This window comes from Gordonia sp. CPCC 206044, assembly GCF_048537895.1.
Lineage (GTDB): Bacteria > Actinomycetota > Actinomycetes > Mycobacteriales > Mycobacteriaceae > Gordonia.
On sequence record NZ_JBCLVL010000021.1, the window covers coordinates 1 to 22,383 of the forward strand.

At 65.7% G+C, this 22,383-nt stretch carries 29 protein-coding genes and 1 tRNA gene; 14 read left to right on the forward strand and 16 right to left on the reverse strand.

The window, feature by feature from the left end; translation table 11 throughout:
• Window positions 1-314: 314 nt before the first annotated feature.
• Window positions 315-638 (reverse strand): hypothetical protein, encoded by a 324-nt coding sequence (locus AAFP35_RS23970; protein ID WP_419224185.1) that lies wholly within the window; start codon window positions 636-638, stop codon window positions 315-317.
• 20 nt (window positions 639-658) lie between these two features.
• Here AAFP35_RS23970 and AAFP35_RS23975 point away from each other — a divergent pair, with 20 nt between their 5' ends.
• Together AAFP35_RS23975 and AAFP35_RS23980 are read left to right on the forward strand one after the other, a co-directional pair.
• Entirely contained in the window at window positions 659-1,066 is a 408-nt protein-coding gene (locus AAFP35_RS23975) for a hypothetical protein (protein WP_419224186.1), read from the forward strand.
• A 238-nt stretch (window positions 1,067-1,304) separates the two neighbouring features.
• Entirely contained in the window at window positions 1,305-1,514 is a 210-nt protein-coding gene (locus AAFP35_RS23980) for a hypothetical protein (RefSeq protein ID WP_419224187.1), read from the forward strand.
• 82 nt (window positions 1,515-1,596) lie between these two features.
• On the opposite strand, the gene AAFP35_RS23985 is transcribed toward AAFP35_RS23980, so the two are convergent.
• From AAFP35_RS23985 to AAFP35_RS24050, 14 genes are all read right to left on the reverse strand, one after another.
• Window positions 1,597-1,782, reverse strand: coding sequence for a hypothetical protein (locus tag AAFP35_RS23985; RefSeq protein ID WP_419224188.1), 186 nt, complete (start codon window positions 1,780-1,782; stop codon window positions 1,597-1,599).
• Window positions 1,783-2,232: 450 nt separating this feature from the next.
• Window positions 2,233-2,817 (reverse strand): phage protease, encoded by a 585-nt coding sequence (locus AAFP35_RS23990; protein WP_419224189.1) that lies wholly within the window; start codon window positions 2,815-2,817, stop codon window positions 2,233-2,235.
• Window positions 2,818-2,878: 61 nt separating this feature from the next.
• The gene (locus AAFP35_RS23995; protein WP_419224190.1) at window positions 2,879-3,784 is read right to left on the reverse strand and encodes a major capsid protein; all 906 of its coding nucleotides are present in this window, start codon (window positions 3,782-3,784) and stop codon (window positions 2,879-2,881) included.
• Window positions 3,785-3,800: 16 nt separating this feature from the next.
• Window positions 3,801-4,178, reverse strand: coding sequence for a capsid cement protein (locus AAFP35_RS24000; protein WP_419224191.1), 378 nt, complete (start codon window positions 4,176-4,178; stop codon window positions 3,801-3,803).
• On the reverse strand, window positions 4,179-4,766 hold the full coding sequence (locus tag AAFP35_RS24005; protein ID WP_419224192.1) for a hypothetical protein: 588 nt from the start codon (window positions 4,764-4,766) through the stop codon (window positions 4,179-4,181). It abuts the gene before it with no gap.
• Window positions 4,714-5,100, reverse strand: a complete 387-nt coding sequence (locus AAFP35_RS24010) for a helix-turn-helix domain-containing protein (RefSeq protein WP_419224193.1) — start codon at window positions 5,098-5,100, stop codon at window positions 4,714-4,716. Before AAFP35_RS24010 ends, AAFP35_RS24005 begins: the two co-directional genes overlap by 53 nt.
• Window positions 5,093-5,359 carry a hypothetical protein gene (locus AAFP35_RS24015; RefSeq protein ID WP_419224194.1) on the reverse strand — a complete coding sequence of 89 codons (267 nt, stop codon included), beginning with the start codon at window positions 5,357-5,359 and terminating at the stop codon, window positions 5,093-5,095. Before AAFP35_RS24015 ends, AAFP35_RS24010 begins: the two co-directional genes overlap by 8 nt.
• Complete coding sequence (locus AAFP35_RS24020; protein WP_419224195.1) at window positions 5,359-5,625, reverse strand: hypothetical protein; 267 nt, start codon at window positions 5,623-5,625, stop codon at window positions 5,359-5,361. Before AAFP35_RS24020 ends, AAFP35_RS24015 begins: the two co-directional genes overlap by 1 nt.
• The gene (locus tag AAFP35_RS24025; RefSeq protein ID WP_419224196.1) at window positions 5,622-6,002 is read right to left on the reverse strand and encodes a hypothetical protein; all 381 of its coding nucleotides are present in this window, start codon (window positions 6,000-6,002) and stop codon (window positions 5,622-5,624) included. The genes AAFP35_RS24020 and AAFP35_RS24025 overlap by 4 nt, the downstream gene beginning before the upstream one ends.
• Window positions 6,003-6,111: 109 nt before the next feature.
• Window positions 6,112-7,500, reverse strand: a complete 1,389-nt coding sequence (locus AAFP35_RS24030) for a DNA primase family protein (RefSeq protein ID WP_419224197.1) — start codon at window positions 7,498-7,500, stop codon at window positions 6,112-6,114.
• Window positions 7,497-7,829 (reverse strand): DUF2742 domain-containing protein, encoded by a 333-nt coding sequence (locus tag AAFP35_RS24035; protein ID WP_419224272.1) that lies wholly within the window; start codon window positions 7,827-7,829, stop codon window positions 7,497-7,499. The genes AAFP35_RS24030 and AAFP35_RS24035 overlap by 4 nt, the downstream gene beginning before the upstream one ends.
• Window positions 7,830-7,967: 138 nt before the next feature.
• Window positions 7,968-8,114, reverse strand: a complete 147-nt coding sequence (locus tag AAFP35_RS24040; RefSeq protein ID WP_419224198.1) for a hypothetical protein — start codon at window positions 8,112-8,114, stop codon at window positions 7,968-7,970.
• Window positions 8,111-8,425, reverse strand: a complete 315-nt coding sequence (locus AAFP35_RS24045; RefSeq protein ID WP_419224199.1) for a hypothetical protein — start codon at window positions 8,423-8,425, stop codon at window positions 8,111-8,113. The genes AAFP35_RS24040 and AAFP35_RS24045 overlap by 4 nt, the downstream gene beginning before the upstream one ends.
• Complete coding sequence (locus AAFP35_RS24050; RefSeq protein ID WP_419224200.1) at window positions 8,422-8,703, reverse strand: helix-turn-helix transcriptional regulator; 282 nt, start codon at window positions 8,701-8,703, stop codon at window positions 8,422-8,424. The genes AAFP35_RS24045 and AAFP35_RS24050 overlap by 4 nt, the downstream gene beginning before the upstream one ends.
• A 47-nt stretch (window positions 8,704-8,750) precedes the next feature.
• On the opposite strand from AAFP35_RS24050, the gene AAFP35_RS24055 reads away from it, so the two are divergent.
• Window positions 8,751-9,308, forward strand: coding sequence for a helix-turn-helix domain-containing protein (locus AAFP35_RS24055; RefSeq protein ID WP_419224201.1), 558 nt, complete (start codon window positions 8,751-8,753; stop codon window positions 9,306-9,308).
• Complete coding sequence (locus AAFP35_RS24060) at window positions 9,295-10,428, forward strand: tyrosine-type recombinase/integrase (protein WP_419224202.1); 1,134 nt, start codon at window positions 9,295-9,297, stop codon at window positions 10,426-10,428. Before AAFP35_RS24055 ends, AAFP35_RS24060 begins: the two co-directional genes overlap by 14 nt.
• Window positions 10,429-10,463: 35 nt before the next feature.
• Here the strand turns inward: AAFP35_RS24060 and AAFP35_RS24065 are convergent.
• A tRNA-Leu gene (locus tag AAFP35_RS24065) sits at window positions 10,464-10,540 on the reverse strand.
• Between the two features lie 158 nt (window positions 10,541-10,698).
• Between AAFP35_RS24065 and AAFP35_RS24070 the strand changes: the two genes are divergently transcribed.
• The 10 genes from AAFP35_RS24070 (at window position 10,699) to AAFP35_RS24115 (ending at window position 22,374) form a co-directional block, all read left to right on the forward strand.
• A complete protein-coding gene (locus AAFP35_RS24070) occupies window positions 10,699-11,325 on the forward strand; it encodes an ANTAR domain-containing response regulator (RefSeq protein ID WP_419224203.1) in 627 nt (208 codons plus the stop codon).
• A 189-nt stretch (window positions 11,326-11,514) separates the two neighbouring features.
• Window positions 11,515-12,747 (forward strand): branched-chain amino acid ABC transporter substrate-binding protein, encoded by a 1,233-nt coding sequence (locus AAFP35_RS24075; RefSeq protein ID WP_419224273.1) that lies wholly within the window; start codon window positions 11,515-11,517, stop codon window positions 12,745-12,747.
• An 83-nt stretch (window positions 12,748-12,830) separates the two neighbouring features.
• Window positions 12,831-13,871, forward strand: coding sequence for a branched-chain amino acid ABC transporter permease (locus tag AAFP35_RS24080; RefSeq protein WP_419224204.1), 1,041 nt, complete (start codon window positions 12,831-12,833; stop codon window positions 13,869-13,871).
• Window positions 13,868-15,094: a branched-chain amino acid ABC transporter permease gene (locus AAFP35_RS24085; protein WP_419224205.1), complete on the forward strand. Its 1,227-nt coding sequence runs from the start codon at window positions 13,868-13,870 to the stop codon at window positions 15,092-15,094. The genes AAFP35_RS24080 and AAFP35_RS24085 overlap by 4 nt, the downstream gene beginning before the upstream one ends.
• Window positions 15,095-15,186: 92 nt before the next feature.
• Window positions 15,187-16,092, forward strand: a complete 906-nt coding sequence (locus AAFP35_RS24090; RefSeq protein ID WP_419224274.1) for an ABC transporter ATP-binding protein — start codon at window positions 15,187-15,189, stop codon at window positions 16,090-16,092.
• Window positions 16,076-16,849 carry an ABC transporter ATP-binding protein gene (locus AAFP35_RS24095; RefSeq protein ID WP_419224206.1) on the forward strand — a complete coding sequence of 258 codons (774 nt, stop codon included), beginning with the start codon at window positions 16,076-16,078 and terminating at the stop codon, window positions 16,847-16,849. Before AAFP35_RS24090 ends, AAFP35_RS24095 begins: the two co-directional genes overlap by 17 nt.
• Window positions 16,850-16,898: 49 nt before the next feature.
• The gene (locus AAFP35_RS24100) at window positions 16,899-17,471 is read left to right on the forward strand and encodes a GNAT family N-acetyltransferase (RefSeq protein WP_419224207.1); all 573 of its coding nucleotides are present in this window, start codon (window positions 16,899-16,901) and stop codon (window positions 17,469-17,471) included.
• 64 nt (window positions 17,472-17,535) lie between these two features.
• A complete protein-coding gene (gene polA / locus AAFP35_RS24105) occupies window positions 17,536-20,292 on the forward strand; it encodes a DNA polymerase I (RefSeq protein WP_419224208.1) in 2,757 nt (918 codons plus the stop codon).
• Window positions 20,292-21,359, forward strand: coding sequence for an isocitrate/isopropylmalate dehydrogenase family protein (locus AAFP35_RS24110; RefSeq protein ID WP_419224209.1), 1,068 nt, complete (start codon window positions 20,292-20,294; stop codon window positions 21,357-21,359). Before polA ends, AAFP35_RS24110 begins: the two co-directional genes overlap by 1 nt.
• Window positions 21,360-21,459: 100 nt before the next feature.
• Window positions 21,460-22,374 (forward strand): ABC transporter substrate-binding protein, encoded by a 915-nt coding sequence (locus AAFP35_RS24115; protein ID WP_419224210.1) that lies wholly within the window; start codon window positions 21,460-21,462, stop codon window positions 22,372-22,374.
• Window positions 22,375-22,383 lie beyond the last annotated feature (9 nt).

Here is a 22,383-nt window from a genome sequence, read left to right on the forward strand (position 1 = left end):
GACGATCACGCTAACCCGACCAAGACACGCCGACAGCCATACACACATTTTGGCCATTAACCCGAACATTCGGAACTGAGGCAGAAACAAAGAAACCCCTGCTGAACAGGGGTTTCGTGGTGCCCTCGGTGAGACTCGAACTCAAATATCGAGTGTGGTCAGGACGCTGGAAATGGTTCTGACCTGGGTATATGGCTTCACCTGGATACTCTCGGATAGACCGGTTTTCGTGCAAAGTGTGCCCAAAATGTGCCCACAAGGCCGCGGTACGAACAGGGGGGTCGGAACTGAAGTCCGACCCTTTGCCGGTGGCATCACATCTCAGTGGCCGCTTCACGGGCTGCGGTCCGGACAGGCTCGGGCGCACTCTCGGATGCGGCAGCCTCGACGACCGCGTCGACCTTGTCCAGAGTCGGCCCTGAATAGCCGGTCCCCTTCGCGGCCACGTCCCGAGTCTTGCGGCTCGAAACCGGTGCTAATTTTTCACCGGTTTTGCCTTCTCCCTTCTTCGGTCTGCCGCCCTTCTTCTCCGCAGCCTTCGGCGCGAGCACCCTCGCTCGCCGTTTCCGAGCCCGCGCCGCTTCACTCGGCGGCGTGAGTTCTTCGCGCGCAGCGAACACCGTCGCGGATCTGGCCACGCTTGTGATCGGATCGGGCCATGACCACCGAACTGAGAACCCATCATCTGGCCCGAACTGCCGACTGTGCCGAATGGTGTGAAGGGCACGCTGAGTGGGTCATCGACGACTCCTGCTGGGCACACTCGGCCGACTACACCGTGCTCACGTTGGAAGGCACGCACCGCGAAGAGCATGACGGCACGTGGTACCGCTGGGCCTCCACCGTGGGCGTGGCCGGGAGACGCGACCACCACCGGCTGCCTCAGATCAGCATGCATCTGCAGATCCAGGGCTCGCCGGCCGACCTCGACGACGCTGAACTGTCGCTGACTCCGGACGAAGCACGCCATGTCGCGGCGCGACTCATCGCCATGGCAAACCTCGTCGACCCCGACGGCGCAGACCCAGACCGGCCGCTCCGAGTCCGAACTGACGACGCCCTCTGACGGCGATATTCGGTGGTTGTCGGTAGACGCCGCTAGAGTGCTGCAGCGGGTGGTGGACATCGTCCATTGACCTCCTTTCCGGGCCCGGTGCGGGTCTGATGCCCTCAGGGGCATCCCAGCGGACACGGTCGCCCGTTCATCCTGGCGGGCACGCGTCCCTGCGATCCCGCACCGGGCTTCGAAGGGGCTGATCTCCACCCGACGGACATCAGTTCGACTGACGAGGAGGGAGGAGACGATGGCCGACCCAAAGGGCACCGGTCGGTGCCAGATAACCCAAGATCTTGGGTTATCTCAGAATGACGCCCCGGCTCGCGAACGACGCGATGATGTGGCGGTGCTGATCGCGCAGGAAGCGGAAGCGGCCGAACAGAACCTCGACCAGCCTCTACCCGAGCACGTCACCGTGACCCGGCATCGGGACCTCCCCTCCGCCTCCGGCGAGTAACGCCTCACCCACGGCAGGCGGCCCCGACACCGGGTCGCGTCGAGGCCGTCCACCACAGAGAAGGTCCAGACCGGTTACCCGGTCAGCCAGCCAGTTCCATGGCCCGCTGCTGAACTCGGCACCACGGCACACCCTCAGGCAGCTCGTCGAGAGCCTCCTGCACCGCCATACCAGGCGGCTGGGACAGCGGGTAGCGCTGATCGTCGGGCGGACCCTGACACGGGCGGCCGTGCGTCCCACAGAACTCGGTGTGATCGAACTCGGACATAGCATTTCCTCTCGCGACGGGGGCAACCCACTGATCGGTGCCCTTTGCTTTCGCCATGCCATGCCAAGTAGCGACACCGTATCCGACGACGAACCGGTTCCGGGCCGAAACGGTAATCTGCGGCCCGATCTCGGCCGCGAGCAGCACATACGCGGCCGAAACCTGCGATCGACGACCGGATCTGCACCGATAATCGCAGGTTCCGCGAAAAAAATCCCTGACTACCAGCGGAGTCAGACATTGGGGGGGTCTCAGGATTTCGAAGGGGGCGGTGGCTCCCGGCCTGGAGCATCTGACATGTGCGGGGTCGGGAGCCACCGTGTGGTGGGAGATCGTCCGCGTGGTGGCAGGTGCCCGTGGTGTGCCGCCCGTGCGGGTCTCCCAGGGGCCGACGTCGCTGGCGTGCTCAGGCAGCGGGCACGTGGGTGCGGTGTGTCGGCACGTTCGTGGTCAGGTTCTGAATTGGCCGTCGGTTGGGGTGGTGGTGGCTGGTGTGGGGTAGAACCAGACGGCCGGTTCGGCGAGTTCTCGACCGTCGCCGTGCCCGATCTCGTTCATGGGGACTGCGGTTTCGTTCGGAATGGCGGCCAGCGTGTCGGCCATGGTGGGGTCGGCGGCGATGAGTTCGATCCAGTGGTGTGCGCGCGCGGGTGGGATTTTGCCCTTGGCGACCGCGGCCTGGACGGTGCCCTCGATCTTTGCTTGTGCCGCTTGTGCTTTGACGGTTCGTGCTTCGTCGGCTTCGGTGCGGAGCGCGGCGAGTGAGTCGCGGTCGATTACTTCCAGGCCGAGACGGGCGGCTGCGGCGGTGGCTGCTGCGGTGCCGCTGGTCTGCTGGTCGGGTGTGGTTTCCTGGGCGACCAACGATTCGATGACGGCGAGGATGTCGTCGGCGGTGACGCTGCCGTCGAGTGGCAGCCCGAGTAGGTCGTAGAGTCGCGCGGCTTGGTCGTCGGTCCAGCGCGCGAACTGTGGTGTGGGGCTGGTGGTGTCGTCTGCCATGGCGGGCTCTGCTTTCTGGTCGGGGTCGCTCATCGTTTCCCACCTCCTGGGAAGAGATCCGGGCCGGGGAAGGTCTCAGGCCCCGGCACCGGGGTCAAGGGTTTTCCGGCGGGAACATGTCGTCGAGAAGGTGGATCTTCTTGGCGGCGTATGGGCGGTCGAGGGCGAGTGCGGGGGACGCGAATCCTTGTACCCAGCGGGACCGGGTGGCGCGGTCGTCGTAGACCTCGACGGTCAGCGGGTCCTCGAATCCGACGGTGCCGACCTGTTGTTCTGCGCACACCCAGACCACGCCTGGCGTGACGCGGGGGTTGGACACCATGCGGACGCCGGCCGAGGTGAGCATGTCGTCGAGGCGGTCACCGTAGGCGGATCGTAACGAGTGCGCTTCGTTGGGGTGGACGACCATCAGGTCGTGGATGACGGCGAGTTCTTCCAGGTCGGCCTGCAACTGCGCCTGCGACAGATGGGCCGGTGGCCGCAAGGATGAAGGGGTGATGGAGTCGGCGGGGCCGTCGATCACCAACTTGCTCCAGCCCTCGCCGCTGTAGATGATCGCGTTGATGCTGTCGTCGAGGATCTGGTAGGCGTGGTTGTCGAGTTTCCGGGCGATGGTGTTGGCCAACTGGGTCGTCTGCTGATCCAGGTACGAGATATCGTTGCGCCGGATCTGCTCGTCGGTGATCTTGAATTTTCCGCCCCACTGGCGCACCTTGGCGAGGTGCGGGTCGGGGTCGACGCCTTCGACGACCCGGAACTCGGCGCCGGGTTGGCGTTCCTCGACGTCGGATGAGTAGAAGTCCGACGCGTTGACGGTGGTGTACAGCAGGCCACCACCTTCGACGGGCCGCCCGTATGGCCGAAAGAACCTGGGCAGCAACAGTTGCGATTCGGTGAGTTGCGCGATCTGCGGTCCCAGTGTGCGGGACACGTTCTTGAGTGCGTAGTCGACGGTGATTTCCCGGCCGTTGAGGTCGGGCATCAGTGAGCTGAACGTCATGATAGGGGGGTTCCTTTCAGCGCAAAGCGATTTCGGCGTCGGAGCCTGCGGTGGCGGTGGCGACGGCTTGGCCGATCACGACTCCGTCGGTGTTGGGGATGACGGTCGCGTTCGCGCCGACTTCGACGTCGTCTCCGGCGTTGACGGTGGCGCCGGCAGTGACGAGCACGATGCCGTCGCGGGCGACGGTCACCAGGTGGTCGGTGTCGGCGTCGGTGACCGCGACACCGAAGATCCGGCCACCGGCAGTCGCGGGCGCCACGGCAATGTTGCCGCGGGCGGCGCGGTCACCGGAGATCGCGACGAGGTGGCGGCTGGTGACCGCGGCGGTCGCCTGGCAGGTCACATCCGAACCTGGCTTGTACGTACGAGGATTCGTGATCGTGGTAGACATTCAGACCTTCTTTCTGCCGCGTTGGCGGCGGGCGGCCGCGATGACACGGACGCGGCGGTGGGGATCGGGGACATGCGATGCGAGCACGATGACCTGGCCGCTGCTGGCGGCGGTGACGGTGTGTTGCAGCGACGTGAGGTCGTCGATACCGGGCGGGGTGGCGCCCAGTAGCGCGACTGCCGACAGGATCAGCGGCCACGCACGGCCGTCGCCGTCGGTGTAGTCGATGAGCGCCTCGACACTGCGGTCGGGATAGGACATCGGGGCGGCGTCGGCGAGCCAGCCCGGCAGGATGAGGTCGCCGCGAAGGGTGTGTCCGGCGTCGGCCAGCGCGAGGTTGTCGACGAAGCCGTATGCCGGGTCGCCGTCGAACCGAGGATCGACATGCCCGAGTTTGATGACCGGCTTCCGCAGCACACCGGCGCGGTGGGCGTCGACGGCCGAACGGAGGTCGGCCGGGGTGACGGTCCAGATGCCGGTGGAGATCTCCCAGACGCCGGTCTTGACGAGTTCGATGCCGGGCAGGCGTGTCGCGTTATCGGGTGGAGCGGGCGGAGACTGCGGCGGCGTCGAGGCACCAGCGGCCACCGATCTTGCGGGCCGGGATGCGGCCTCTGCGGGCGAGGTCTCGGACACCGTCGGCGGTGATGCCGAGAAGTGCGGCGGCTTGGCCGGTGTCGATGACGTCATAGACGGATGGTGCCTCCGAATCCTGTTGGCTGCCAGGTTTTCTCGCGCCAGCGGGAGTGTTTCGGCGTGTCACGCGAGTTTCGGCGCGAGATAACCGGTCGCGCAGTGCGGTCAACCGGGCCGACGGCCGCCTGTGCGACTCGGCGAGCAGCTGACCGTAAGCGTCGATGACGCGTACCAGCTCGTGGGCGTCGTCGACGTCCACGAGTACACCGCTGATCGGTTCAATCACCGTCGTCGGGGATCGAGTGCAGCGCGAGTAGGTGATCGCGGATGGTGTCGGGGTAGGCGACGACGTGCGACAGGGCCCAGAACAGTGATTGCCAGAACCCGTCTGGTGCGCGCATCCCCGCGAGGAACAGGTCGTTGGCGGCCATGTTGAACCCGGCCGCGTTGCCTGTGGTGCCGTGGATGGCGAGCTGTGCGGCCGCGCGCTGCACGCGCAGTTCGCGATGCACCTCGGCGAGGGGACGCTCGTCGTCGTCGGACATCACGGTTCCTCGGTGTCGAGTGTGTGGCCTGCGGCGCGTGCCGCGACGTGGCGACGCAGCAGTTCCTGTCCGCGGCTGGTGCGGAGTTCGGGCAGCAGGTGGCCGAACAGCACCAGCAGAGCGAACAGCAGCTGGCCGCCCCGGTCGTCGGCGTCGATCTCGTCGACGATGGCTGTGACCCCGGCGTCGTTGCCGTCGCCGAAGTGCTTGAGCAACACCGCCGCACGTCGGTGGTCGTCGGTGGTGAGCCCGTGCAACGCGATCATGGTGTTCTCCTGTGTTGTTGGCGCGTCGAGGTCCGGTGCCAGTGGCATCGATGTCCGGGGGCGCTGACGACGATGCGACAGGGGCCTCGACCGTCCGCGCACGGAGCGCCGCAGCGAAGCGGCGCGTCGTCGATCGCATCTCGCCAGTCGGCCGGCAGCGGGCCGAGTTCCTCGTGGGGCGGTGGTTGGCGGGCGCCGTGGTCGGCGTCAGGGCTACCGACGACGAGTTCGTCGACGATCCAGAGGCGGCGCTCGCCGTCAGAACGGATCGCCTCGGCGAGGGTGTAGCCCGCAGAGCCGACGTCACCCAGGTCGACGGAAGCGGCGTCGTCGAGGAATGACCACCCGCGGAGCTCGTCGTCGGGGCCGATGCTCATGCGTCATTCCCCTTTCGGTGCTGTGACCTGGGGGTTCTTGCTGTCTATGACGCAGATGACGCACCGAAAGTATGAACTCATAGTGTGCGCGCGCGTAGCGTCATACCTTTCATGCGTCATTTGCGTCATGCGTCATCTCCAGAAGGGCGATTCCGTCGCGCCAACGGCCGGCAGTTGTGCGTGAGGTAACCGGGTAGCCGAGCCGGTCGAGCGCGAGTCCAAACCCTCGCTGGCTCATGGGTTCGGAGCCGTCCTCGACCGCCCAGCGTGCCCACTCCGCGTGCAGCTGGCTCGTGGTGGCCTTCAGCGCCGGACTGGTCGTGACGCAGCGATCGGCGATAAACCGTGCCACAGCGTCGCTGTCGGTGCGGTAGCGGTCCGTGGCCGCCAGGACCCCGTCGGGCTCGTCGAGGTCGCCACGGCGTTGATAGGCGGCGTGTCCGGCCACCGCCCACGCGAGCACCGCCGTGTGCTCCTGCTGTAGGCGGTCGTGCAGCGTCTTGTCCCGCTCGGGCCCGGGGATCTCGACGTCGAACGGGATGACGCGCAGACGCCGCCACACGGCCGGGTCGTCGGCCGACACCTTGGGTAGGTGGTTGGTGATCAGCAGCGGCGTGTGCGACGGGGCGAACTCGACGAAGTTCTCCCGCATCCGTCGGGCGCGGATACGATCGCCGCCCGTGAGCCGTTTGACGGTGGCCTCGGCGAGGCGACGGTCGCGGTCGGACTCCGATACCACAACCAGGCGCCGGCCTTGAAGGTCCATTTCGCCGGTCGGATGCGCGCCTTGGCGGTGCATGAACAGATCCGGTTCAGCCGTGGAAGCGTAGTCGCCCAGCGCCCCGCAGATCGCTTCGTAGAACGTGGATTTTCCGTTGGCGCCGGTGCCGGTGAGGATCGCGAGAATGTGTTCGATCACGTTGCCGCGCAGCGATACTCCGATGAGTCGCTGCAGATAGTCGCGGATGTCGGGATTCGGTAGCACGCGTTCGAGGAACGTCGTCCACAGTCCGCTGACGGCGAACGGGTCATAGTCGGCCGCGCAGCACTTCGTGATGCGATCGGCCGGATTGTGCGCTGATAGCTGGTTGGTGCGGAGGTCGAGGGTGCCGTTGCGGCAGTTGAGCAGAAACGGGTCCGGATCGAGTTCACGGGCGGCCGCAGCCATCGGCGCCAGCGACCCGGCCACCTCGAGGACACCAGCGATACCGCTGGCCGATTCGCACCGCGACACGTCCTTGCGGAGACGTTTGGCGTCGTCGTCGACGATGCCCGCGGTGTCGGCCAGACCTTGGCGCAGCACCGCGACGACCGCTCGCCTGGCCGCTCCAGAGTCATCCGGCGACCAGCGCCGCCCGTCCCACACGTGCCAGCCGATCCCGTGTACGTAGAGCAACTCGTCGGCGTAGCAGTACGCGAACCGGTGTGCCATGCGGACCTGACCGGAGTGAACCTCGCCGCGGTCACGGTCGAACAGGACAATGTTCGTCGCGCTCATCGGGCGGTCCGCTTTGCCCACGGATGCTCGCGGTAGAACTCGTCACGCTCCTGGACCCGTTTGGCCACTGACGCCCAGACCTGCGCCTGGCAGACCTCGACGGCCGCCTGTTTCGTGGCGCGGCGGCGGGCCTCGATCGCGTCGAGCTCCTGATGCAGCACCTGCAATGTGCCGGCGGTGAGGACCGCTGCCCACTTCGCCGGGTGATCATCGGGCAGCTCTGCCCAATCTGGTGATCCGGCCGCAGGTGCCGGGCCACCGTGACACGGACCGACCGCGCGCTGCACGAACGCACGAACGAGTGGGTACGGGTCGGCTTGCTCTATCATCACGAATGACTCCTGTGGTTCGGAGTTGATGGTTTGTGGCGGGCTGGTGCTGGCGTCCCCTTCGCCAGTCCAGCCGCACCCCCGCGTGCCCTCTTTGGTTCCCCGTGCGTCCCTGAAGTTGTTGCGGTGCGGTTGTATTCAGTCGTCTTGGCAATCGGCCAGCGACGACACCAGCACGCCGTCGAGGCTGGGTTCGTCGACCAACTCGGGCGTCCTGTCGGCTGGCGGATAGCCGAGACCCAAGTCCTCGATAGCGCGGAGATCGGCGTAGCGGTCGGTGCTCATTCGGCGTCTCCCGGTTCCTCGACGAGTACGGTGAGCTGTCCGTCGGGTGCCTCGACGACCAGGGCGACCCCGGGACGCCGCGCGCAGTGCGCGAGGAACCCAAGCTCGTCGATGTCCTCAATCCCGATGCACATCTCGCGGGCATACTCTTTCCTGAGCTTCAGGCCACGCCGGACGAGTAGTGCCGGCCACCGGCCGCCCACCTGCAGCCCGGCGAGACTGTCCGCCGACACCCCGAACATGAGCCCGGCACAGTCCGCGTTCACGATCGGCTGACCGTGCGGCCGCAAACGGATCGTCGCGACACTCACGCGGCATCACCTGAGTCGTGCTGTCCGGGGTGGGAACGCCGGGTGCTGCTGGGCCGCTTCCCTTGCGGCGGAGGACGTTTGTCGTCCGTGCGCTGCCGCACGTTCGACTCGATCCATTCGTCGAGATCGGAATGACGGTAGTAGATTCGTCCGTTCAACTTCACGTACTTGGGACCAGTTCCCTTGTGGCGCATGGTGGCCCACGATTGATCAGTGGTGCCAGGTACCCGCTCCTTCATCTCGTTGGCGGGGATGAGTGCTCGGTCAGTGGTGTCCACGACGCCTCCTGGAGTATCAAACTGATCGCAACAATGCTCGAAATGATGTGCGTAGTCATGACGATGCGCGTGACGCCACAAGAAGTCAAGAAGAAACAGGAAAGTATCATTATGATAAGTTGGTTTGCATGCCAGCAACGAAGAATCAACCGGGGGCCACCGCCCGCACCGTCGCCGACAACGTCAGACGCCTCCGCGAGAGTCAGAACCTCACCCGCGCCGAGATGGTCAGGCGACTCGGCAACATCGGCAAACCCATCGCCGCCCTGGGATTGCTGCGCATCGAGGAAGGCGATCGGCGCGTCGACGTCGATGATCTGATGGCCTTGTCGGTTGCGCTGCGATGCGCGCCAGCGGCTCTGTTGATGCCGGCCGTGAACGTGATCGACGACCGGGTCAGTGCGACCGGCCTTGGCGAGGTCGACGCGGGGGACTTGTGGAACTGGATCGTCGGGGACGACGACACCGCGGACCCATCGGATGTGGATTACGACCTCGACTGGAGCATGCGATCGCAACCGGTATGGGTGCGGGCAAAGATGGCCGAAGAGGGCCGGAAGATGGCACGGAGAGCAAGCCGGGAGCAGCGTCGTGGCGACAATTGAGCAATACCAGACATCAACCGGCGCAAAACGATGGATGGTTCGCTACCGGACACCTGACCAAAAGCAGACCAAGAAGCGCGGTTTCACAACCAAGCGTGACGCCTCGGCGTTTGCCAACACCGTCGAGGTCTCGAAGATGACCGGCGCATACGTTGCGCCGTCGGCCGGACGTGCAACAGTCGGCGATCGCGGTGGTGGTTGGCTGCAACGCCAGAGCCACCTGAAACCCTCGAGCCTGCGCTCGGCGGAAGTGGCATGGCGCGTGCATGTCGAACCCCGGTGGAGTGTGGTCGCCGTCGGCGACATCGAACGCAGTGCGGTGAGTCAGTGGGTGGCCGACCTCGCTGCTCGCAGTGGGCCGGTCACGGTGATCCGAGCGCATTCGGTGCTTGCGCAGATCCTCGATGAGGCGGTCGCCGATCGGCTCATCACGGTCAATCCGGCGCGTGGCGTGAAGTTGCCTCGCAAGTCGGCTCGGGCTCGCGCCTACTTGACCGACGGGCAGGTGTGGCACCTGGCTCGGGAAGCGGGCGAGCACAACACCAAGGTCCTCGTCCTCGCCTACTGCGGGCTGCGATGGGGTGAGCTCGCCGGTTTGCACGTGGCCGACGTCGACATGTTGCGCCGACGCCTGCACGTTCGACGCAACGCGGTCAACGTCGGCGGAGAGATCGTTGTGGGCACGCCCAAGACCCACGAGCAGCGATCGGTGCCATTCCCGCGATTCCTCGCCGAGTATCTGGCGCGTGCGTGCGAGGGCAAGGGGCGAGACGACATCGTGTTTGCGAACCGGTACGGGCACTATGCGAAGTCGCCCGGTGCGAACACGTGGTTCTCGGGGGCGGTCGGCCGTTGTCAGGCTGAATCGGAGGATTTTCCTCGCGTGACACCTCACGATCTGCGACATAGCGCGGCGTCGTTGGCGATCTCGTCGGGGGCCAACGTCAAGGTTGTTCAACGCATGCTCGGGCACAAGAGCGCCACGATGACGCTCGACACGTACGCCGATCTGTTCCCGGACGACCTCGACAGCGTGGCCGACGCTCACGATGCCCGCGTGACAAAGTGTGCCCAAAATGTGCCCACGGGGGCCGACTCGGGACTGGCGACTGGCCTGTAAATAGCCTCTGACCTGGTATTTCAGGTCAGGTGGCTTGGTGCCCTCGGTGAGACTCGAACTCACACTGGACGGGTTTTGAATCCGTTGCCTCTGCCAATTGGGCTACGAGGGCGAGTGCTTCTGCCGACGTGGTCGGGCAGCTGCGAAGGTCTACTTTAGATGATCGGCCGAGCGCCGGGCCAGCCGGTACTCTGCTCGCATCGGTCCATGATGGATTGTGCTGGTCGCGGCGGTGACGCGGGGCCGGGAGTGTGCGATCGCGAGGAGGGGATGGTGACGGTGGCAGACGGCGTCGAGGTTCGGACCGAAGGGCAGGCGACGACTCATCGGGTGCTGGTGGCCGAGGACGATTCGCTGATCCGGATGGATCTGATCGAGATGCTCCGCGAGGAGGGGTACGAGGTCGTCGGCGAGGCGCCGAACGGACAGGTGGCGGTTGATCTCACCGAGAGCCTGTCTCCGGACCTCGTGATCATGGACGTCAAGATGCCCGTTCGCGACGGGATCGACGCGGCGTCGGAGATCGCGCGCAAGAAGCTCGCCGCGGTGGTGATGTTGACGGCGTTCAGCCAACGCGAGTTCATCGAGCAGGCCCGCGATGCGGGCGCCATGGCCTATCTCGTCAAACCGTTCACCAAGGCCGATCTGGTGCCGGCCATCGAGGTGGCGGTGAGCCGGTACAACGAGGTCGCCGCGCTCGAGAAGGAGGTGGCCACCATGGCCGACCGTCTCGAGACGCGCAAACTCGTCGAACGCGCAAAAGGTCTGCTGATGGAAAAGCAGTCGCTCTCGGAACCCGAGGCGTTCAAGTGGATTCAGCGTGCCGCGATGGATCGTCGCACCACCATGAAGGCGGTCGCGCAAGTCGTCGTGGAGACTCTCGGCCCGACCGAGTGATCCTGCGCGCCCACTCATCCCGGATCTCGGGGGACTCGTTAAATCTGTGAAAACACGGCCCGCGACGTCGTGCGCATTTGCTGTCAATACAGCGCGCAGGCGGGTGATTCGGTCTATGTTTTTCGGAGGTCTCCTCAGCAGGCCTCTCGGCGCCCGCGCCGGGTGGGTGGGAAACGAAGAGGTATGAGCATGCATCGTCGTATGGCGACCGGTGCCCTCGCGGTGGCACTCGCGAGTGTCCTGGCCGTGTCCGCGTGTAGCAGTAAGTCCAGCGACTCCGGTTCCGAATCGGGTACCAGCGGATCCGCCGCTGCCAGTTCCGGTCTGGAGATCGCGCCCCTCGCGCAGATCGACACCCAGGGCAACGAGGTGAAACCGACCTCTGAGTCGGCAGCACTCGACCCGGCGGGTGACGGCAAGGCCCAGTGCCCACAGACCACCATCGCCATGGCCGGTGCGCTCACCGGAGCCGACGCGGCTCTCGGCATCAACATCAAGAATGGCGCCCAACTCGCCGTCGATCAGCACAACAAGGCGAATCCGAACTGCCAGATCGTGCTCAAGCCCTTCGACACCGAAGGTGATCCGCAGAAGGCCACGCAGGTCGCGCCGCAGATCGTCAACGACGACGCCATCGTCGGGTTGATCGGACCGGCGTTCTCCGGTGAGACCAAGGCCACCGGCGGAATCTTCAACCAGGCCGGCCTCGTGTCGGTGACCGCCTCGGCCACCAACCCGACCTTGACCGACAACGGCTGGAAGACGTTCTTCCGCGGTCTGGCCAACGACGACGTGCAGGGACCCGCGGTCGCCAAATACCTGACCGGCGCGAAGGGCGCCAAGAAGGTCTGCGTCATCAAGGACGACACCGATTACGGTGTGGGACTTGCCGAAGCGATCACCGAGTCGCTCGGCTCGGCCTTCGACGCCGACTGCTCCGGCGACGTCAAGAAGGGCGATCGGGAGTTCTCGGCCATCATCTCCAAGGTCACCGCCGCCAACCCGGACGCGATCTTCTATTCCGGCTATTACGCCGAGGCCGCCCCGCTGGCTCAGCAGTTGAAGACCGCAGGCTCGGAGGCGACATTCGTCTCCGGTGACGGCGCCAACGACCCGCAGTTCACCGCGCAGGCCGGCGACAGTGCGAAGGGGGCGATCCTGTCGTGCCCGTGTGGTCCGGCGCCGTCGCAGTTCAAGTCGAACTACCAGAGCGCGTTCAAGCAGGCGCCGGGTGTCTACTCGGTCGAGGCATACGACCTCGCGTCGATCCTGATGAAGGGGATCACCGAGGGCAAGCGCACCCGCCCCGAACTGCTCTCCTACGTCAGCTCGTACAAGGGACCGGGCCTTGCCCGCGAGTACGAGTGGACTCCGACCGGTGAGCTGACCTCGTCGCTGATCTGGGTTTACGAAGTCAAGTAGGACACGACGAACACGGTGCGTCCGGGCACATGAGCCCGGACGCATCGTGGTCTCTGGGGGATTTCTGTGGCTGAAAGGCACGCATGATCGGGTACTCGTTGGCCGAGACGACGGCCGTGGCCTCGACCATCGGATTCGATCTCGGTGCGCTCAAGGACGGTTTCTGGGGTCTGACGATCGAGGGGTTGACCTACGGCGCGATCTACGCGCTGGTCGCCGTTGGGTACACCCTGGTCTACGGCGTTCTGCGCCTCATCAACTTCGCGCACTCCGAAGTGTTCATGCTCGGCATGTTCGGGCAGTACATCGGTCTGCTTCTGCTCGGGTTCGGTCCGTCGGGTAACACCTACTCCGAGGGCACGGTCATGACGATTCTGTACCTGCTCCTCGCGGGTCTATGCGGAATGGCCGTATCCGGGGGCGCCGCAGTGGGTTTGGAGTTCGTCGCCTATCGGCCGCTACGTCGCCGACGAGCCAAACCGTTGGCGTTCCTGATCACTGCGATCGGCATGTCTTTCGTGCTGCAGGAGTTCGTGCACTACGTGCTCCCGAAACTGCCCATCGATCCGCCGTTGGGCGGGTCGAGTGCCCAGCCGACCATCCGGCTGGTGCAGCCGGTCGAGGAGTTCAGCCTGTTCGGCGCGCCGGTCTACAACCTGACGCTGATCATCATCATCTCCGCGTTGGTTCTTGCGCTCGGCACCGACTACCTGGTCAACCGCACCCGACTGGGCCGTGGCATCCAGTCGGTGGCACAGGACCCCGACGCGGCGTTGCTGATGGGTGTGTCCCGCGAGCGCATCATCACCGTCACGTTCCTGATCGGTGGTCTGCTGGCCGGCGCCGCCGCCCTGCTCTACACGTTGCGGGTGCCGACCAACATCGTCTACTACGGCGGCTTCATCCTCGGGATCAAGGCGTTCTGCGCCGCGGTCCTCGGCGGTATCGGAAACGTTCGCGGTGCACTTCTCGGCGGACTTCTGCTCGGCGTCATGGAAAACTATGGATCGGTGGTGCTCGGCAACCAGTGGCGTGACGTCGTCGCCTTTGTCCTGCTGATCCTGGTGCTGATGTTCCGCCCGACGGGCATTCTCGGCGAGAAACTCGGGAAGGCAAGGGTATGACGACTGATCGACCTCTGTCCGGACCCTCGGAGCTCGAGGACCCGAACGCGCCGGAACCGCGCGGAGTCGGAGACGCCATCCGTACGTGGTGGAACGGGCTGCCGCGTGTCGCGCAATGGCTCGTCGGGGTGCCGGCGATCATCGTGATCGCGTTGCTCCCGGTACTCAACCCGCCGTTGATCACCACCACCGCAACCGATTTCGGAGTGGTGATGGCGACCTTCGCGATGACCGCGTTGATCGCCATCGGCCTCAACGTGGTCGTCGGTCAGACAGGTCTGCTCGACCTCGGCTATGTGGGCTTCTACGCGGTCGGCGCCTACGTCGTCGCGTTGTTGACCAGTCCGGCGAGCCCGCTGTGGGGCAGCACCGATCACGGCATCTTCTCCGGCCCGTGGGCATGGCTTGCGTGTGTCCCGCTGGCCATCGTGATCACCGGGATCACCGGTCTCATCCTGGGCACGCCGACGTTGCGCGTCCGCGGCGACTACCTGGCCATCGTCACCCTCGGTTTCGGTGAGATCGTGCGTCTGCTCGCGGACAATCTCGGCGACATCACCAACGGGGCGTCCGGTCTGCAAGGGGTGCTGTTCCCCGAACTCGGCACCTCCGACAAACATCCGGACGGGGTGTTCTCCAGCGCGAACAACTCCGACACCCTCAACTACGGTGTCTGGTGGTACTGGCTGGGAATCGTGCTGGTGATCTTGGTGCTGATCATCATCGGCAACCTCGAACGCAGTCGTGTCGGCCGTTCCTGGGTGGCGATCCGCGAAGACGAGGACGCCGCCGAGATCATGGGTGTGCCGACCTTCAAGTACAAGTTGTGGGCGTTTGTGATCGGCGCCGGGATCGGCGGCCTCTCCGGTGCGGTCTACGCAGGTCAGGTGCAGTACGTCGACCCGAAGGCGTTCACCGTCATCAACTCCATGCTGTTCCTGTGCGCGGTGGTGCTCGGTGGCCAGGGCAACAAGCTCGGGGTCATCGCCGGCGCTTTCCTCATCGTCTACCTCCCGGCTCGGGTGCAGGGCGTGGAAATCGGCGGACAGTCGTTGAGTGAGTTCAAGTACCTGTTCTTCGGTCTCGCGCTCGTGGTGTTGATGATCTTCCGTCCGCAGGGACTGTTCCCGGCACGGGCGCGCCTGATCACCTTTGGCCGAAAGATCTACGGAGCGGTCAAACGGACCCCGGCTGCGCCGTCGACTCGTGAGGAGGCGGCGTGACACATCCCCCGGAATCCGGCGAGCAGCCCGACGAATCGTCGGGCACCGACCACGAGGTTCCCGACTACGAGGTTCCCGACCACACCGAACAGATCGCCGAAGCCGTCGCCGACCCGCAGGCCACCGCGATCGTCGACACCGCCGCGATCGACCCGGATCTCGCCGATCCGGAGGCTGTTGCGGAAGTCGTTGCACCCCAGCGTGACATCGCCACCGCGACCGGCGAGTCCCTGCTCTCGGTCGAGGGGTTGACCGTCGAGTTCGGCGGGTTGGCCGCCCTCGACGATGTCAGCTTCGACATCCGGCGTGGCGAGATCCTCGGACTGATCGGCCCCAACGGGGCAGGCAAGACCACATGCTTCAATGCCATCACCGGTGTCTATCGACCCACCCGCGGCACCGTCACCTTCGACGGTGCACGCCTGGGAAAGATCAAGCAACACAAGATCACCCGTCTCGGCATCGCCCGCACTTTCCAGAACGTGCGGCTCTGGGGTGAGATGACCGCGCTGGAGAACGTCTGTGTGGGCACCGACGCCCGTCACAAGACCTCGGTGTTCGGCAGCATCTTCCGCACCCCGCGCCTCTACCGCGAGGAACGAGACGCGGCGGAGCGCGGTATGGCGCTGCTCGAGTTCGTCGGAATCGGCGCCCGCGCCGCCGAGAAGGCGTCGAATCTGCCCTACGGCGATCAGCGTCGACTCGAGATCGCCCGCGCACTGGCCACCGAGCCGAAGTTGTTGTGCCTCGACGAACCGGCCGCCGGCTTCAATCCGAGTGAGAAGACCGCACTGATGGGGCTGATCCAGAAGATCCGCGACGACGGCTACACCGTGCTGCTGATCGAACACGACATGCGGTTGGTGATGGGTGTGACCGACCGCATCGTGGTGCTCGAGTTCGGCCGCAAGATCGCCGAGGGCAGCCCGAAGGAAGTCCGCGACAATCCGGCGGTCATCGCCGCCTACCTGGGGGTCCCCGATGACGAAAGTGCCTGACCCGCAATCGGCGACGCCCGACGAACCGGCGGCGCCGACACCGATCCTGGAACTTCGTGACGTCGTCGTCCACTACGGCCGTATCCGGGCGCTGCACGGTATCTCGCTGCATGTCGGCGACGGGGAACTCGTGACGCTGCTCGGAGCCAACGGTGCGGGCAAGTCGACCACCATGCGTGGAATCTCGGGGTTGAACCGGCTCACCAGCGGCGAGGTCTTGTTCAACGGTGAGTCGATCTCCGGTCTCGCCCCGCACGAACGTGTGAAGCGCGGCATCATCCAGGTGCCGGAAGGGCGTCGCATCTTTCCCGGGATGACCGTCCTGGAGAACCTCGACATGGGCTGCTACGGGAGAAAATTCACGTCCAAGTCCGACTACCGTGATGCTCTCGACCACGTCTTCGACCTGTTTCCCCGTCTCGGTGAGCGTCGGAAACAGTTCGGGGGCACCATGTCCGGTGGTGAGCAGCAGATGCTGGCGATCGGTCGTGCGTTGATGGCCCGCCCCAGGCTGCTGCTGCTGGACGAACCGTCGATGGGGTTGGCGCCCATGGTGATCCAACAGATCTTTCGCATCATCGCGCAGATCAACGCCGAGGGCACCACGATTCTGCTGGTGGAGCAGAACGCCCAGCAGGCGCTGAGCCGCTCCACGCGCGGCTACATCCTGGAGACAGGGGTGATCACCAAGGAGGGTGCGGGTCGCGACCTGCTCGTCGACGACGCTGTTCGCGAGGCCTATCTGGGCGTCGCCTGATCAGTCCGAGACCCTTCGGCTCTGCCGGACGGGTCGGTAGGCTCTGGTCATGGTGCCGCGCATCGTAACCGCCCCGAGCCGCGACCTGGATCTGGTGAGCACTCTGCTGGCCCAGGCATTCGCCGACGACCCGGTCACGCGCTGGGTCAATCCCGATCCGTCTGCCGACAAACTGCTCTTCGCCACCCTGGTGCGGTGGGTGCACGGTCCGGCCGCCTGCGCCGATGTGGCGTTTCTGGACGGTTCTGCGGTGGGTGCCGCGGTGTGGGATCCGCCCGGGGCCCGGATGTCGCCCCGGCAACAGTTCGGGTCGGTGTGGGGATTCGTGCGGGCCCTGCGCGGGAAGGTGCGGCGAGGGATGATCCTGGAGACGGAGTTCGCCAAGCATCGCCCCAAGGAGCCGCACTGGTATCTGGGTCAGGTCGGTGCCGCGGTACACGGCATGGGCGTGGGCACCGCGTTGCTCACGACCGGCGTCGACCGGGTGGACGGGCCTGCGTATCTGGAGAGCTCCAACGAGGTGAACATCCCGCTCTACGAGCGTTTCGGATTCGAGGTGACCGCCGAGGTCACGCTGCCGTTCGACGGCCCCAGGGTGTGGCCGATGTATCGCCGCGGCTGACCGGTCGGCTCGGACGAATGCACACCTCACCGTGTTGTCGGGTCGGGTCACTAGACTCGCACGGGTGAGTCCCGCGAAGAGTTCGACAGCACCCGCGAAGAAGTCAGCAGGCCAGGACGGGCGACCGACCCTGATGCTGCTCGACGGCCACTCCCTGGCCTATCGGGCGTTCTTCGCCCTGCCGGCAGAGAACTTCAAGACCGCCACCGGCCAGACCACCAACGCGGTCTACGGCTTCACCTCGATGCTGATCAATCTGTTGCGAGACGAGGAGCCGACCCACATCGCCGCGGCCTTCGACGTCTCCCGCAAGACCTTCCGTTCGGAGATGTTCCCGGACTACAAGGCGCAGCGATCGAAGTCGCCGGACGAGTTCAACGGTCAGGTGGATCTCACCAAGGAGGTGCTCGACGCGCTCGGCGTGCAGGTCATGGCGATCGAGGGCTACGAGGCCGACGACATCATCGCCACCCTGGCCACGCAGGCCGAGGCCGAGGGCTTCCGAGTGCTGGTGGTGACCGGCGACCGCGACTCGCTGCAACTGGTCGACGACTCGGTGACGGTGCTCTACCCGCGCAAGGGCGTGTCCGATCTGACCCGGTTCACGCCGGAAGAGGTCGAGAAGAAGTACGGCCTCACACCACGGCAGTATCCCGACTACGCGGCTCTGCGCGGCGACCCGAGTGACAATCTCCCCGGCATCCCGGGGGTGGGGGAGAAGACCGCGTCGAAGTGGATTCGGGAATACGGGTCCCTCGCCGGACTGGTCGATCACGTCGACGAGGTGAAGGGCAAGGTGGGTGACGCACTGCGTGCGCACCTGGCGTCGGTGCAGACCAACCGACAGCTCACCGAGCTGGTGCGCGACATGCAGCTTCCGGCCGGGCCGGACGACCTGGCCATGGTCGGGTGGGACCGGGATCGGATCCATCAGCTGTTCGACGACCTGGAGTTCCGGGTGCTGCGCGACCGCCTGTTCTCGACGTTGAGTTCGGTTGAGCCGGAGGCGGAATCGGGTTTCGAGTTGAACGGGACGGTACTCGCGCCGGGTGCCGTGCGCGGATGGCTCGACGAGCACACCGCGACCGGACGCAGTGGAGTTGCGGTCACGGCGCCGCACGTCGTCGTCGGTGCCGATGCCACCGGACTGGCGATCGCCGGCGCCGACGGTTCCTCCGCCTACGCCGACGTCACGACCCTCGACGTCGATGACGAGCAGGCGTTGGCGGCGTGGTTGGCCGACCCCGAACGGCCCAAGGCCGTGCACGAGGCGAAGTGGGCGGTGCATGCGGTGCGCGCTCGAGGATGGACCCTCGGCGGTGTCACGAGCGACACGTCGCTCGCCGCGTACCTGGTGCGTCCGGGACAGCGGACGTTCAACCTCGACGATCTCGCCCTGCGTTATCTGCGTCGGGAACTACGTGCCGACGACGGCCCCGGAGACGGCCAGATGTCGCTGCTCGACGAGGACGCCGGCGACGCCAGACACGCCGAGCATCAGATGCTCGAAGCCCAAGCGGTCGCCGAACTCGCCGACACCCTCGACACCGAGCTCGACCGGATCGATTCCAAACCGCTGCTCACCGAGATGGAGCTGCCGCTGACCTTCGTGCTCGCCGAGCTGGAGGCGGTCGGTATCGCGGTGGACGTCGACCACTTCCACGAGTTGGAAGCCGATTTCGCGCAACGTATTCGGACTGCGGCCGACGCAGCCTACGAGGTCATCGGGGAACAGATCAACCTCGGCTCGCCGAAACAGTTGCAGACGGTGCTGTTCGACAAGCTCGACATGCCCAAGACCAAGAAGACCAAGACGGGCTACACGACCGACGCCGATGCGCTGCAGGGCCTGTACGAGAAGACCGAACATCCGTTCCTGGCGCACCTGCTCGAGCATCGTGACGCGACGCGACTGAAGGTGACCGTGGACGGTCTGCTCAAGTCGGTGGCCGACGACGGCCGCGTCCACACCACTTTCAATCAGACGATCGCCGCGACCGGTCGCTTGTCGTCGACCGATCCCAACCTGCAGAACATCCCGGTGCGTACCGCCGCGGGACGGCAGATCCGCCACGGGTTCGTGGTGGGCGGGGCGAGCGGTTCGGATGTGCCGGGCGCCGGCTACGAGTGCTTGATGACGGCTGACTACAGCCAGATCGAGATGCGCATCATGGCGCATCTGTCCGAGGACGCGGGTCTGATCGAAGCGTTCAACACCGGTGAGGATCTGCACAATTTCGTCGGCTCCCGCGCCTTCGGCGTACCGATCGACGAGGTCACCACAGAGATGCGGCATCGGGTCAAGGCGATGTCCTACGGTCTGGCGTACGGGTTGAGCGCTTTCGGTCTCGCGGCCCAGCTCAAGATCAGCCGAGACGAGGCCAAGGAACAGATGGAGGCGTACTTCGCCCGCTTCGGCGGCGTTCGCGATTATCTGCACAACGTGGTCGACGAGGCACGCCGAAACGAGTACACGGCAACGTTGTTCGGCCGCCGGCGCTATCTGCCCGATCTCAACAGTGACAATTGGCAGCGTCGACAATCCGCCGAGCGGATGGCACTCAACGCCCCCATCCAGGGCACCGCGGCAGACATCATCAAGGTGGCGATGATCAACGTGCAGAAACGGATTGCGGCAGAGGCGCTTCGGTCACGCATGCTGCTGCAGGTGCACGACGAACTCGTCGTCGAGGTCGCCACGGGCGAGAGCGACACCGTCGAGACGCTGGTCCGTGAGGAGATGGGCAACGCCATCACTCTCTCGGTGCCGCTGGAGGTTTCGGTCGGCTTCGGGCGGTCCTGGGACGACGCGGCGCACTGATGTCGGAGTCGCCGGTCCGGGTCGGAGTCCTTGCCGGCGACGGGATCGGACCGGAGATCGTCCCGGCCGCGGTGGCCGTGGCCGAGGCTGCCGCACGCGGCCCCGGGGTGTCGCTGCAATGGGTGGAATTGCCGTTCGGACGTGCTGCGATCGAATCGCACGGCGATCCCGTCCCCGACGACACGCTGCGTGCGCTCGACGACCTGGACCTCTGGATTCTGGGGCCGCACGACTCGGCGAGCTATCCACCGCCGCACGCGGCGCGCACTCCCGGCGCGGTGATCCGGTCACGCTACGGATTGTTCGCCAACCTGCGTCCGGCGCGGGCATTTCCGGGCGTGCGGGCGACCGCGCCGGACATCGACGTGCTGATCGTGCGGGAGAACACCGAGGGGCTCTACGCCGACCGCAACATGTTCGCCGGCAGCGGGGAGTTCATGCCGACCCCGGATGTGGCGTTGGCCGTCGGGATGGTGACGCGTGCGGCGTCCGAGCGCATTGCGCGAGTCGCGTTCGAGGCGGCACGCCAACGGTCGTCGAGAGTGACGATCGTGCACAAGGCCAACGTGTTGCGGTTGACGACGGGGCTGTTCCGAGACGTGTGTCGTGTGGTGGCCCAAGACTTTCCGGACGTCGATGTCGACGAACAGCACGTCGATGCGATGGCGGCGCACCTGGTCCGGCGACCTGCCGACTTCGATGTGGTCGTCACCGAGAATCTCTTCGGCGACATCCTCTCGGACCTCGCCGGCGAACTCGCGGGTTCGCTGGGAATCGCGGCGTCGGTGAACTGTTCGGACACCAAGGTCATGGCGCAGGCCACGCACGGTGCGGCGCCGGACATCGCCGGTCGCGGCGTGGCGAACCCGGCCGCGATCATCCTCTCCACCGCGATGGCGCTCCGACAACACGGTGACGCCGTGAGCCGTCCGGGCCTCGTCGCCGCGGCCGAGGCCATCGAGGCCGCCGTGGCCGCGGCGTTCGCACGATCGATCGCCACCGCGGATCTCGGTGGCACCGCCTCGACCGCCCGGTTCACCGACGAGGTCATCGCAGAACTCGGCTGACGGCGCCCGGGGGCCCGGTAAATCTCTGGTAACCACCCGGTGGAATCCCCTGTCAGGAAGTAGGTTCGACGTGATGTCGGGTTTACGGATGGGGTGTGTGATGCGGTCTGCGAAGTCGTCTCGAATTGGTGCGGTGCTCGTCGCGCTGGTCGCGATGCTGGCCCTGGCATTGTCGGGGTGCTCGAACACCGACGACGAGAGCAGTTCGTCCGGGGACGTCGGTCCGATCAATCTGGAGGTGGCGAAGGTCGACGACATCGCGGCTGCGGTGCCTGCCGACGTCCGCGATTCGGGGACGCTGACCGTCGGCGTGAACGTGCCGTACTCGCCGAACGAGTTCAAGAGTTCGAGCGGCGAGATCATCGGTTTCGATGTCGATCTGATGACGGCAATCGGCCAGGTGATCGGTGTGACGCCGGAGTTCAAGGAGTCGGAGTTCGACAAGATCATCCCGGCCGTACAGCAGGGCACCTACGACGTGGGGATGTCGTCGTTCACCGACTCCGAGGAACGCGAAAAGCAGGTCGACTTCGTGACCTATTACAGCGCGGGTGTCCAATGGGCCCAGCAGAAGGGCGCCGGTATCGACCCGAACAATGCCTGTGGCAAGCGGGTCGCGGTGCAGGCGACCACGGTCGAGGACACCGACGAGGTGCCCGCCAAGAGCAAGGCGTGCACCGATGCGGGCAAACCCGCGATCACCAAGGTCAAGTTCGACTCCCAGGACGAGGCGGTCAATGCGTTGGTGCTGGGCAAGGTCGACGCGATGTCGGCCGATTCTCCGGTGACCGCCTACGCGATCAAGAAGTCCGAGGGCGCCCTCGAACCGGCGGGCCCGGTCTTCGCGTCGGCGCCGTACGGTTACCCCGTCAAGAAGGGTTCGCCGCTGGCAGAGGCTTTACGTCAGGCCGTGCAGCATCTGATCGACAACGGCCAGTATCGCGAGATCGCCGAGCATTGGGGCGTGCAGGCCGGCACGATCCCGACCGCGGTCATCAACGGCGCGGTGAGCTGACGACGTGAC

Excerpts from the sequence above, each read along its gene's own strand:
- AAFP35_RS23975 (WP_419224186.1), top strand. The coding sequence starts at position 659 with ATGACCACCGAACTGAGAACCCATCATCTGGCCCGAACTGCCGACTGT.
- AAFP35_RS23980 (WP_419224187.1), top strand. The coding sequence starts at position 1,305 with ATGGCCGACCCAAAGGGCACCGGTCGGTGCCAGATAACCCAAGATCTT.
- AAFP35_RS23985 (WP_419224188.1), bottom strand. The coding sequence starts at position 1,782 with ATGTCCGAGTTCGATCACACCGAGTTCTGTGGGACGCACGGCCGCCCG.
- AAFP35_RS23990 (WP_419224189.1), bottom strand. The coding sequence starts at position 2,817 with ATGAGCGACCCCGACCAGAAAGCAGAGCCCGCCATGGCAGACGACACC.
- AAFP35_RS23995 (WP_419224190.1), bottom strand. The coding sequence starts at position 3,784 with ATGACGTTCAGCTCACTGATGCCCGACCTCAACGGCCGGGAAATCACC.
- AAFP35_RS24000 (WP_419224191.1), bottom strand. The coding sequence starts at position 4,178 with ATGTCTACCACGATCACGAATCCTCGTACGTACAAGCCAGGTTCGGAT.
- AAFP35_RS24015 (WP_419224194.1), bottom strand. The coding sequence starts at position 5,359 with ATGTCCGACGACGACGAGCGTCCCCTCGCCGAGGTGCATCGCGAACTG.
- AAFP35_RS24020 (WP_419224195.1), bottom strand. The coding sequence starts at position 5,625 with ATGATCGCGTTGCACGGGCTCACCACCGACGACCACCGACGTGCGGCG.
- AAFP35_RS24025 (WP_419224196.1), bottom strand. The coding sequence starts at position 6,002 with ATGAGCATCGGCCCCGACGACGAGCTCCGCGGGTGGTCATTCCTCGAC.
- AAFP35_RS24030 (WP_419224197.1), bottom strand. The coding sequence starts at position 7,500 with ATGAGCGCGACGAACATTGTCCTGTTCGACCGTGACCGCGGCGAGGTT.
- AAFP35_RS24035 (WP_419224272.1), bottom strand. The coding sequence starts at position 7,829 with ATGATAGAGCAAGCCGACCCGTACCCACTCGTTCGTGCGTTCGTGCAG.
- AAFP35_RS24040 (WP_419224198.1), bottom strand. The coding sequence starts at position 8,114 with ATGAGCACCGACCGCTACGCCGATCTCCGCGCTATCGAGGACTTGGGT.
- AAFP35_RS24070 (WP_419224203.1), top strand. The coding sequence starts at position 10,699 with ATGGTGACGGTGGCAGACGGCGTCGAGGTTCGGACCGAAGGGCAGGCG.
- AAFP35_RS24075 (WP_419224273.1), top strand. The coding sequence starts at position 11,515 with ATGCATCGTCGTATGGCGACCGGTGCCCTCGCGGTGGCACTCGCGAGT.
- AAFP35_RS24080 (WP_419224204.1), top strand. The coding sequence starts at position 12,831 with ATGATCGGGTACTCGTTGGCCGAGACGACGGCCGTGGCCTCGACCATC.
- AAFP35_RS24085 (WP_419224205.1), top strand. The coding sequence starts at position 13,868 with ATGACGACTGATCGACCTCTGTCCGGACCCTCGGAGCTCGAGGACCCG.
- AAFP35_RS24095 (WP_419224206.1), top strand. The coding sequence starts at position 16,076 with ATGACGAAAGTGCCTGACCCGCAATCGGCGACGCCCGACGAACCGGCG.
- AAFP35_RS24100 (WP_419224207.1), top strand. The coding sequence starts at position 16,899 with ATGGTGCCGCGCATCGTAACCGCCCCGAGCCGCGACCTGGATCTGGTG.
- AAFP35_RS24110 (WP_419224209.1), top strand. The coding sequence starts at position 20,292 with ATGTCGGAGTCGCCGGTCCGGGTCGGAGTCCTTGCCGGCGACGGGATC.
- AAFP35_RS24115 (WP_419224210.1), top strand. The coding sequence starts at position 21,460 with ATGCGGTCTGCGAAGTCGTCTCGAATTGGTGCGGTGCTCGTCGCGCTG.